The sequence below is a fragment of the Mesorhizobium sp. M4A.F.Ca.ET.050.02.1.1 genome, assembly GCF_003997725.1.
Lineage (GTDB): Bacteria > Pseudomonadota > Alphaproteobacteria > Rhizobiales > Rhizobiaceae > Mesorhizobium.
Genome location: NZ_RZSG01000331.1, coordinates 1 through 6,321, shown reverse-complemented (window position 1 = coordinate 6,321; position 6,321 = coordinate 1). Strand labels below are relative to the sequence as shown.

Here is a 6,321-nt window from a genome sequence, read left to right as displayed (position 1 = left end):
CGCCCCCGCCACAAGACGTCATTGGCGCTTTTCACCATACGATCAGATGCAATGTCCTTAAGCCGATCGACCAAGCGAAGTGATCCGCGTCCGAGCATATCTGGTCCGTAATCAACCGCGATACGTTGGCGGGCTGGAGCTGGTACCGCCACGATCTCATCTGCAAGGGCATCTACGGCCTCGGGCAGATAGCCATCATATAAAACAGTTGAAAACAAGCGCGGCGCGCTTTCGATGAAGTTGGACTCGGGGATGCTGGCCACAACGAGCAAACCATCGTGTGTAATCGCAGCCAGGACGGGCCTAGCCTTGTAGCCCCACGAGAGAGTCCGATAGTCGCTGAAGTATTCGACGTTCTTTTGGTCCGTAAGAACCAAGACATCTATTTCGCTACGCATCATCTCGTTCCGCGCACGACTGATCCGCAAGTCAAGTTCGGCCGGCGGGACAGAGGGAGAAGGAGGCAATGGCCTCGCTGTCAACGCGACAGATCGTGATGAGCGCAAGTTTCCCTCGTTATCCACATCACAACGTGTCATGTATTTCTCCTGAGTGTGCGAAAGTTCAACGGGGCCAACAAATCGATCGGAAGGCGGCCGGCAATTTGAAGGGGATAACGGCAACAGCACTTGCGAAAATTACAGTCTCAATGCAGAAGGGGGAGCGCCTAGATTGAACGCCGTTCAACTAAGGCCCGGACATTGTTGGAATTGGTGTGATCGACCAATCGATCAAATCAACGGCATGCTGAAGTATGGCCCGGGTCTGCGCAAGGTCGGGAGAAGCAGCGATGACAAATCCGATCGGGTCTCGAGCGTCGCCATACCTGACGATCGGCGTCTTAGGCTTAACGTGCAATTTGACCTCGACGACACCTGGTACAGCAGCCGCACGATGTTCGCCATCGATCCAATCGAGAATGCCATCGCGATCAGGAAGCAGGTTTCGCACAACTGCAGGCTGCGAATGCCTTCTGCGCAAATCCCCTTCCTGGCCGGTGACAAGCTTGATGTGCTCGGCGACGAGGTCGACACCGTAAGCCGCCTGAACCAGTTGAGGTCCGGGCGCCCCCCCTAGACGCGGGTTGACTTCAATGACGACTGGGCCACGCCTCGTCCACCGGAATTCAATGCTCGTTGGGCCCCAGCCAAGGCCAAGAGCTCGCAAACTGCTCTGGGAGACATCGGCGATACGGTCATGCTCATCATCAGTCAGCGGGGCCGGAAAGGTTGATTCACGATAGACAAAGTGTGGTAGGGGACCGAACTCAGCGGCGGCAATCCCCAAGACCTCATTTCCCACTGTCTGAGCGTAGTAATGCGGTCCTTGCGCGAATTCTTCGACCAGTATCCTGGGCGGGGACCGCCATATGTGCTTCCCACCCAACAGATAGGTTGTATGTTCGGCTATCTCATCGACGGTCCGGCACAATCGAACACCGATGCTGCCGATTCCTACCGCCGGCTTAAGAATCACGGGCAGCCCGATCTCCGCGGCAGAGCTTTCTACGTCCGTGGCATTCGCTGCCAGGCGATAAGCAGGTATTGGAACGCCGGCCTGCGCGAGGAGCTGACGTTGAACGAATTTGTCGCAGCATCGTTCGATGGATGCGGGGTCCGGTCCCGGTAGATCGAAATACCGGCAGAGCTTGCCAACTGTCGCATACAGCGACTCGCCGGCGCCAGAAAAGCCAGTAATGCCAGCAATGTCATAGGTCTCAGCTAGACGCGAACATTCGCGGATCAACGCATCGACGTTGTGTGTATCGACGCGAATTGCCTCAACGCCTTCTGTTCCGAGATAGTCATACCAAGCTGGATCGGCTGAGAAAGTAATCGGATGAAGACCAAGTCGCCGGGCCGCTTGGACGAACAGCAGACCGGTCCCCGTACTACTGCCTTCAATCAGAATAAGCGCTCTTTTTGCCATGGCTGTTAACCCCCTTGTAAGTTGTGCGACAGTCCGCAGACAAATTGGCATCAGCTGTTGAGCCGTGCTTGACCCCGGACTCTGCGGTGACCCTACCACCGTCAATGATCTGCAGATGCAAAGATGCTGCGAATTCATTTGAAGGATTTGTTGCATGGGTTTTCATGTTAGCTGGCGGCATGGAGCTTCTGAACGAATCAGAGGCTCTAATTCATGGATGCGATCCTCGTTGACCGCCAGTGACTTACACGCTTTGTCAACGTTGAAACCTGATCGTGCCCTTTGCGGTTGAGTTCTTGAGGGCGCGAAACAGATTGGTGTGTTTTCCAGCCTGGACACTATACGAGCAGTTTAGGATGTCGTGCTTGACATCGTGAGGGACTAAGCGGCTGGTCCGCGAGGCAGCGCATGGGGGTACCGGAGATGCTGGGGCGGTGGCGACGCCGAGCTGTCCCGCAGGTTAGAGGCTCAGGCGCCCTCGTCAAAGTGGCGCTGCCGACCATCTCCTGCGAACGGTTCGTCAAGCCGGTTGATCTCGGACTTATGACGCTTACTTATAGCCAGGTCCAACTCTATCGAGCATGCCAGCCGATCAAATGGCGATTCGACAATTCCAAAGACCGAGAAAAAGGGGTCTACCGCGATCAACTGGTATAGACGTCGGAGTGTCGGATATCCATTAGGAATTCCAAATGCCTGCTGAGCCTCCTCTGAGGCTGGTGCTGCATCGATAAGCAGTTTTGTCGTGCGAAAGCATGTCCCTTGATCGCGCAGTGCCTCGCTTACGAGCTTATCCCCGAACTCGTCGACGACTTTGTCATTCAGGGAAAGGGGCAAGTACGAGGTATCAAACATGATTGGCATTTCGTCGACCGATACGATATTTCGTATACAAAGCATTGTTCCGGTAGGTGCATGAAACGCACTGAAGGCCGGATCGCCGATCCTTTCCCTTGTGATCGATGTCAAATGAACTGGCCGTCCGGGGCCAAGTCGTTGAGCTTCTCCAAATGGCGCAAAGCAAAAACCTAGCTCACTGACGACTCTTCGCCTCTCTCGCACGAAAATGCCGAGCCCAGGGACAGTTCGCAGGATTCCCGTGGATTGAAGATCTCGCAGCGCACGCTTGATAGTTATCGAACTTACGCCGAACTCATCCGTCAGCGCTGAGACGGATGGCAAGAGTTCCCCTATCTTGTACTTGTTTTCGATTACTCGCCGCGTGATCTCTTTTCTAACCTTTTCGTGCAGCGTACTGGCTAAAACCTTAGGCATTCAGCAAGTCCCGAAAGGTGCGCTAGCAAGAACGCGCGCCTTGATGAGAGAATGGTGGATCTCTATGTGGATTGGAGCCGCCTTGCGCTCGCGGCCGTCGATCAAAATCTGCTGCGTGGAAGGGCGCCAAGGGCGGCGTGCGCTCCTTAGTGATGCTCGATTTGTGGATGCTCGTTCTTGTAAAAATACCCGTCGCGGACCCGACATGTTGCTTACCCTCTTTGGCCCTTCGATAGCGATGTCTAGCCGCGGCCTGAATATCGGTGGGCAGCTCACTATCGGCTCTCAAAAATTGTGCCAACTTCTCAAACGAGGCCTCGAAAAAAATTCGACCCCCCTTCAATGGGTTACATAAGTCGTGCAGAAGGCCAGGTTAAAGAACGCAGTGTCGCGGGTGCGACAAAACCGACAATCTTGTCGGTTATGAAGCATTTCCTTGGTGATAGGAAGGGAGATCAATCTCCTCACCAAACAGCGCGCTTCAACGCTGGGCTAGAGCTTCTCGTCATGAAATTGCTGCGATCTGGCCTGCTGCCGGTTTCGTGGACACCAAGATAAGGTGTTTAACGGAACTGGAGAGTGGGAATGCAAAGAAGGAAGTTCAGCCGCGAGTTCAAGCTTGAGGCGGTGAGATTGATCAAGGATCGGGGCGTACGCGGTGGCCCAGGCTGCCCGCGACCTCGATGTCCACGAGAATGTGCTGCGCAAATGGGTGCGCGAGCTATCGGCCGATCCGCAGCGTGCGTTTCCCGGTCATGGGCAGATGAAGCCGGAGCAGCAGGAGATTGACCGGCTGCGCAAGGAAGTCGCGAAACTGAAGGCGGAGCGCGACATCCTAAAAAACTGTCACGGGCCGGTGCCCGCTTGCGCGCGGTAGAAACAGCCCATGCTATCCTCGTACCTCGGAGGGTAGCGGCCGTCAGCTTATTGGAGGCACAGTCCCCGTTAAAAAACGTGGTCCATGGGTGCATGCGAACTTGAGAGTGGTGACGCCGTTCCTGCGGCGATCCCGATTAGGAAGATGAAGATTTAGCATAGCCCAGACCCTCCTGCCGACAATCGTATGGAGGATTTGCTATGCCCAAAAGGACGACCGGTGACCGCCCGGAATTGAAGCCGATCAACGTTGGTGCGGCCGCCATCGACATTGGATCAAAAATGCACATGGCCGCTGTCAACCCGACCTGCACTGACACGCCAGTACGTGCGTTCGGCACATTTACGCAGGATCTGCACGATCTGGCGGACTGGTTCAAAGCGTGTGGGGTGACCAGTGTGGCGATGGAATCCACTGGGGTCTATTGGATCCCGGCCTACGAGATTCTCGAGCAGCGCGGGTTCGAGGTCATTCTAGTCAATGCGCGTTACGCCAAGAACGTGCCTGGGCGCAAGACAGATGTGAGCGATGCCGCGTGGCTACGTCAGCTCCATTCCTACGGTCTGTTACGCGGGAGCTTCCGCCCTGATGCCGAGGTTGCGACCCTGCGCGCCTATCTGCGTCAACGTGAGCGGCTCGTGGAATACGCCGCCGCCCACATTCAGCACATGCAAAAGGCCCTGATGGAGATGAACCTGCAACTTCATCACGTCGTCTCCGACATCACCGGTGCGACCGGCATGCGGATTATCCGGGCTATTGTCGCGGGCGAGCGCGATCCCGACGTGTTGGCGACCTACCGCGATGTGCGCTGCCATTCCTCCATCGAGACGATCCGCGCCGCGCTGGTGGGCAACGATAGAGACGAACATGTCTTCGCGCTGACCCAGTCGCTCGAGCTCTACGACACCTACCAGGCCAAGATGCTCGACTGTGATCGCAAGCTGGAATCCTTGATGGCGGCGCTGGCTGACAAAGGGGCCAAGCCGGTGGGCAAGCTCTGCAGACCGCGGGTGAAGACCAAGCAGGTCAATACACCATCGTTCGATGTGAGGACCGCTCTATACGGCGTGCTTGGCGTCGATCTGACCGAGATCCATGGGTTGGGTCCGTCACTCGCGTTGAAGCTCATTGGCGAGTGCGGCACTGATCTGAGGCCATGGCCGACCGCGAAGCACTTCACCTCCTGGCTGTGCCTTGCGCCGGGGAACAAAATCTCGGGCGGCAAGGTGCTCTCCTCGCGCACACGGAGATCGTCAAGTCGAGCAGCCGCATTGTTGCGGTTGGCAGCCACGACCATTGGGCGGAGCGATACGGCGCTCGGCGCCTTTTATCGTCGGCTTTCCTCTCGTGCGGGCAAGGCGAAGGCCGTGACGGCGACCGCCCGCAAGATTGCGGTCCTGTTCTACAACACCCTCAGGCACGGCATCACCTACAAGGATCCGGGTGCCGACCGCTATGAGGAACAATATCGCAGCCGCGTCCTCGCAAATCTGAAGCGGCGCGCCAAATCGCTGGGCTTCGTTTTGCAAGCCGTTCCCTGCGACGCCGACGTCGCTGTTTCTTAGGAAGGCCGCAGCCTACTTCGCGAGGGAAGTGACATGAGGTTCGCTTTCATCGCGAGGCACCGGGGCGTCTGGCCGGTGGCATGGCTGTGCGATGCGCTGGATGTCTCTCGGTCGGGCTTCCATGCCTGGCTCAACCGCAGCCCTAGCGTTCGCTCCCAGCATGACGAGATCCTCGTTTCCAGGATCGACCGAAGCTTCAAGAGCAGCGACCGCACCTACGGCGCGCGTCGGGTCTGGAACGACGTTCTGGCAGAGGGGCTTTCCTGCGACTGCATCGCATCGAACGCCTCATGCGGGAGAACGGCCTCCGGGCACGTCCACGCCGGCGCGGACTGCCGAAGGATACCGGCGAGCGAGCCGCCGTGTCGGACAACCTCCTCGATCGCGCCTTCGAGGCATCGGCCCCGAACCAGAAGTGGGTCGCCGACTTCACCTACATCTGGACTGCGGAAGGATGGATCTACGTTGCCGCCGTCGTCGATCTGTTCTCCCGCCGTGTCGTCGGCTGGGCGATGAAGGCCGAGATGACCGCGCAGCTCGTCACCGACGCTCTCATCATGGCGATCTGGAGGAGAGGCAAGCCCGACAGCCTGCTGCACCACTCCGACCAGGGATCCCAAGGCGGATTCAAGTGGTCGTCGCAACACCGATTGTGTTCACTCACCACAGCAA

4 protein-coding genes and 2 pseudogenes are annotated in these 6,321 nt (G+C 57.4%); 3 read left to right on the top strand and 3 right to left on the bottom strand.

What is annotated here, in order from left to right:
* From EOA33_RS20500 to EOA33_RS20490, 3 genes are all read right to left on the bottom strand, one after another.
* On the bottom strand, positions 1-401 hold a 401-nt coding region (locus EOA33_RS20500; RefSeq protein WP_210212588.1), incomplete at its 3' end, for an aminopeptidase P family N-terminal domain-containing protein.
* Between the two features lie 286 nt (positions 402-687).
* Positions 688-1,929 (bottom strand): acetyl-CoA carboxylase biotin carboxylase subunit family protein, encoded by a 1,242-nt coding sequence (locus tag EOA33_RS20495; RefSeq protein WP_127406425.1) that lies wholly within the window; start codon positions 1,927-1,929, stop codon positions 688-690.
* 468 nt (positions 1,930-2,397) lie between these two features.
* Positions 2,398-3,204: a GntR family transcriptional regulator gene (locus EOA33_RS20490; RefSeq protein WP_127406424.1), complete on the bottom strand. Its 807-nt coding sequence runs from the start codon at positions 3,202-3,204 to the stop codon at positions 2,398-2,400.
* Between the two features lie 585 nt (positions 3,205-3,789).
* Here EOA33_RS20490 and EOA33_RS20485 point away from each other — a divergent pair.
* The 3 genes and pseudogenes from EOA33_RS20485 to EOA33_RS20475 form a co-directional block, all read left to right on the top strand.
* A pseudogene (locus tag EOA33_RS20485) lies at positions 3,790-4,045 on the top strand (transposase); the annotation flags it as partial.
* A 236-nt stretch (positions 4,046-4,281) separates the two neighbouring features.
* Entirely contained in the window at positions 4,282-5,649 is a 1,368-nt protein-coding gene (locus EOA33_RS20480; RefSeq protein ID WP_127406423.1) for an IS110 family transposase, read from the top strand.
* Positions 5,650-6,321: pseudogene (locus EOA33_RS20475) on the top strand (IS3 family transposase); the annotation flags it as partial.